The 4549-nt window shown below is 32.8% G+C and carries 4 protein-coding genes and 1 pseudogene; 2 read left to right on the top strand and 3 right to left on the bottom strand.

Going from position 1 to position 4549, the window contains the following annotated elements; translation table 11 throughout:
- Positions 1 to 197 precede the first annotated feature (197 nt).
- A complete protein-coding gene (locus RSB60_RS10810; RefSeq protein ID WP_332475954.1) occupies positions 198 to 1307 on the top strand; it encodes a DUF362 domain-containing protein in 1110 nt (369 codons plus the stop codon).
- 9 nt (positions 1308 to 1316) lie between these two features.
- The gene (locus RSB60_RS10805) at positions 1317 to 1712 is read left to right on the top strand and encodes an HIT family protein (protein ID WP_332616296.1); all 396 of its coding nucleotides are present in this window, start codon (positions 1317 to 1319) and stop codon (positions 1710 to 1712) included.
- A 67-nt stretch (positions 1713 to 1779) separates the two neighbouring features.
- Here RSB60_RS10805 and RSB60_RS10800 read toward each other — a convergent pair whose 3' ends face one another.
- The 3 genes and pseudogenes from RSB60_RS10800 to RSB60_RS10790 form a co-directional block, all read right to left on the bottom strand.
- Positions 1780 to 2517, bottom strand: coding sequence for a tyrosine-protein phosphatase (locus tag RSB60_RS10800; RefSeq protein WP_332616294.1), 738 nt, complete (start codon positions 2515 to 2517; stop codon positions 1780 to 1782).
- Positions 2510 to 3454: a 3'-5' exoribonuclease YhaM family protein gene (locus RSB60_RS10795; protein ID WP_332616292.1), complete on the bottom strand. Its 945-nt coding sequence runs from the start codon at positions 3452 to 3454 to the stop codon at positions 2510 to 2512. Before RSB60_RS10795 ends, RSB60_RS10800 begins: the two co-directional genes overlap by 8 nt.
- Positions 3444 to 4549: pseudogene (locus RSB60_RS10790) on the bottom strand (glycosyltransferase family protein); the annotation flags it as partial. The gene RSB60_RS10795 and the pseudogene RSB60_RS10790, both read right to left, overlap by 11 nt.

Here is a 4549-nt window from a genome sequence, read left to right as displayed (position 1 = left end):
ACCAATCCGTGTCCCAATAAGGAAATGGCAATCGGAAGTCTTAAAAAGAAAAATATGGTTTTAAAATCTATGATCGTGAATTATACGATAACATTAAAACAAACTATCCAGACTATTTATTTAACTAAAGGTGCTAAGCACCTTTTCTTTTATCCTTTTACCTTTTATAATAGTAAATAAATAAGGAGAAACGAAACATGACAAAATCAAAAGTATACTTCACGGATTTTAAAACAGAGATTAATGATAGTCACTTAAAGAAATTAGCACGACTTGTTAAACGAGCTGGTATTGATTCAATCGATATGAAAGATAAATACGTAGCAATTAAGATTCATTTTGGTGAACCAGGTAACTTAGCATTTCTTCGTCCTAACTACGCTAGAACGATAGTTGATATCATTAAGGAAAATGGTGGGAAACCTTTTCTTACAGACTGTAATACGCTTTATGTCGGTGGTAGAAAAAATGCTTTAGATCACATTGATAGTGCTTATCAAAATGGATATAGTCCATTTAGTACAGGATGTCATATCTTAATTGGTGATGGTTTAAAAGGAACTGATGAATCAATTATTCCTATTAATCAAGAATGCGTTAAAGAAGCTAAAATTGGACGTGCTGTAATGGATAGTGATATTTTTATTTCATTAACACATTTCAAAGGACATGAATCTACCGGTTTTGGCGGTGCATTAAAGAATATTGGTATGGGATGTGGATCACGTGCTGGTAAATTTGAAATGCACAGTAGTGGTAAACCTGTTGTAGATGAAAATGAATGTCGTTCATGTGGTCAATGTATAAAACAATGCGCGCATGATGCACTTCACTTTAACGAAAATAAAAAAGCCCATATCGATACAACTAAATGTGCTGGATGTGGTCGCTGTATCGGTGCATGCGGTTTTGATGCAATCTCTACAATTGATTGGGAAGCAAATGACATTTTAAATAAAAAAATTGCTGAATATACGCTTGCTGTTGTGCAAGATAAACCATGTTTTCATATTAGTGTTGTTTGTGATGTATCACCTAATTGTGATTGCCACGCTGAAAATGATATACCTATTATTGCGGATGTTGGAATGTTTGCAAGTTTTGATCCTGTTGCTCTTGACCAAGCATGTGCTGATGCATGTTTAAAATCACCTATCATTGAAGGTAGCATTTTATCGAAACATGAACATCATCACCATGATCCATTCAAAGATACTCACCCTGACACTAATTGGGAAGTTTGTGTTGAACATGCTGAAAAAATAGGATTAGGTAGTAGAGAATACGAACTAATTGTAGTGAAATAGGAGATACTTATGTGTATATTTTGTCAAATCATCGAAGGTACTATACCTTCTTATAAAGTTTATGAAGATGACCATGTAATTGCAATTCTAGATATTGCGCAAGTTACATATGGCCACACGCTAGTAATCCCTAAGAAGCATTGTAACGATATTTTAGATGCAGATGAGGAATCTATGGCACATATCGCTAAAGTTCTCCCTATGCTCTCTAATAAGATTGTAACAAGCTGTAAAGCTAAAGGTTCTCATATTATTAGTAATCAAGGTGAAATATCTGGACAAACTGTCGATCATTTACATTTTCACATTGTGCCAAGATATAAAGAAGATGATGCAATCATTGTCAAATTCAATGAAACAAATAAACCTGAACTTTCTGAAGTATTAAAAACAATTAACGGCTAGCGTGCGCTAACCGTTTTTTTATTTGTTATCAATAAATTTTTATAAAAAAGACAAGATTTCTCTTGCCTTAGTTAAAGTCTTCTCCTGTAATACATTTTAAGGGATTTTCAACACATAATTTTTCTGCTAATTCTTCAGAATATCTATCTTTAATTTCATTATAAATTATTTCGAGGTTATTTATCCGTGTTCCTTCAAATACATGAGCATCACTTGCAATAACATCGCAATATCCTTCGTCCACTATACGCCATGCTAATGCTTTTTTCTCTGGAGATTCACCAGGAATTAAACTTGTACTATTCACTTGAAAGGTACAACCCATTTCACACCAACGCTTGATTGTATCAAAATTTTGCATAACACTCTTATAACGTTCTGGATGGGCTATCAAGATACGATAACCACTATTTAATAATGCTTGAAGATAAAACTCTTCTGAATGTGTTGTAATTCCACTATAATGCCATGGAAGTTCTACTAATATTCGATTCGTATTGTTTAATGTAACAATTTTTTTCGCTTCAATCCAAGGTAGAGCTGAATCTGATACTTGAAACTCTGATCCTAGATATAGTTCAATTGGATAACCCTTTTCTTTTACTGCAACTTTAAGTTTTTCAAAATTCTTATTTAATCGTTCAAAATCATTTATTTCAAAACGATGACCTGGAATTGAATGTGGTGTACAAAGTATTTTAGTCATACCATGCTTAAGAGCTACCTGAATCATCGCTAATGATTCATCAAGTGTCCCTGCTCCATCATCCACTCCAAATAAAACATGACAATGTACATCAATCATTTTTAGGTTTATAGAACGAACGACTTTCCATCGCGAAAATTCGTTGCGTAAATTCTCCTGGTTGAACTGATGAAAGTGCAGTTTCTAATGTATTTAATCTTGCATCTAAGTTATCAATAAACGCAAGCACTTCAGCTTCTTGAACAAGTGGTAAAACTGGTGAACCATATTCAAGTTGTCCATGATGTGAAAGAATGCAATGACGTAATAATACTGCTTCTTCCGTTTCAGCTAAACCTAATTTTGAGGCGATTTCCATTAAACGACCATGAAGAATAGAAATATGCCCTGTAAGTTTACCTTCAAGAGTGTACTCAGTCGTAATTGGACCTGATAATTCAAACATTTTTCCTAAGTCATGGGCTAATACCCCTGACACTAACAAATCACGATTTAATTGCGGATACAAATTACATAATGCGTCTGCAAGATGAATCATCTCTACAACGTGCGTCGCTAAACCACCTAAAAAACTATGGTGGTTTTTACTTGCTGCTGGATAATTATAGAATTCACTACCTATCATTTCAAACAGACCTTCAATTAATTTTCTATAGTTATCATTTTCAATTGAAGAAATTGTATTATTAATTACCATTTCTAAATCTGCACGTGAAACTTTAGATGCAATTACAAATTCATCTAAATTAATTTCTTCTTGATTTAGTGCTTCAATTTTATGAATACGTAATTGTAATGCATTGTTATATTTCAATACTTCGCAAACAATTAATTGTACTTTACCATTCTCAATAATTGCTTCTTGTTCTGGTTTGATATCCCAAATTTTACCATCGATTGTTCCTGTACTATCTTGTAAAACAACGGATGCATATGGAGCTCCTTTTTGAGTAACACCTTTAGTTAAACTTTTTACTAGTAAAGGTACCTCTAAACTCTCTTTTTCAACAAATTCATTAATTTTCTTATTGCTCATTCTTCCACTCCATTTCGTCTAGTATGACATAGATATCTTCTACATCAAATCCCATTGAAGCACAGTAGCGATAAACTGTATTTCGCAGTTTAAATCCACTATACTTCTTTTCATATCTTTTCTTTGCTTTATTCGCAACTTTGCGTAAGTTATCAATTTCTTGTCGTTCTTCTTCCACAAAGCTCAAACTCTTCATTACTTTATCAATCACATCTGAGCTAAAACCTTGTCCCATCAGCTTTTGAACAAGAATTTTCTTCTTCATTTTTACTGATTTTTCTTTAACGGTTGGTTTTATTTTTTCCGCCCAACGAAGTGCATTTTTTTCCTCTGTTTCAGTATCATCAAATTGGAGAACTTCCTCAATCATTTCAACTGGAACACCTTTTTTCTTTAAATTACGAATAATTTTATTTTCACCTACAAGTGTTAATTTCATCGCATATACAGCACTTTTTGTATATTTTAAGTCATCAATAAATCCATGTTCCTCTAATTTTTCAATTAATTTATTTATGACTTCAATATCAAGCTCTGTATTTTGAGTTAGCCAATCATACATTTCTTTTCGTGTACGATCTTTAATTGAAAGTTTTCTTAAACAAGTTTGATACGCTTTTACAGCTTCTTCTTCTTTTAATAGTTCATCAATTTCTTCTTGTGTTAGTTTAAATCCTTTGCGATATCCATTATTAAAGTATCGATCTAATGATACCAAAATCTTGATATCTTCAGAACTAGGTGAAGTTAGTACTATTTGTATGAAATCACTTTTAGGTCTAATTTGTTCAATCACATACATCTCAGAGTAGTTAGCAATTGCCGTTTCATACACATGAAAGATATGACGATAGAATTCTTGTGAGTCATATGGCTTAGCATGTTGAACTGCATGTTGAGATAAAGCATTCTTCTCTTCTTGACTTAAACTTAGATATATTTTCACTTTCTCGCAAAATTCATCTGGTGTAGTGAAGTAATAGCCTGTTTCATTCTCTAATACAAGTTCTGATAAAACATCATCTGGACGTGCAAATAATGGCAATCCACTTGCAAGAGCCTCAACATATGTCATACCCTGTGTTTCTGTAATTG

Origin of the sequence: Anaerorhabdus sp. (genome assembly GCF_036657415.1) — a bacterium.
GTDB lineage: Bacteria > Bacillota_I > Bacilli_A > Erysipelotrichales > Erysipelotrichaceae > Anaerorhabdus.
This window is presented reverse-complemented; position numbering and strand designations above follow the sequence as displayed.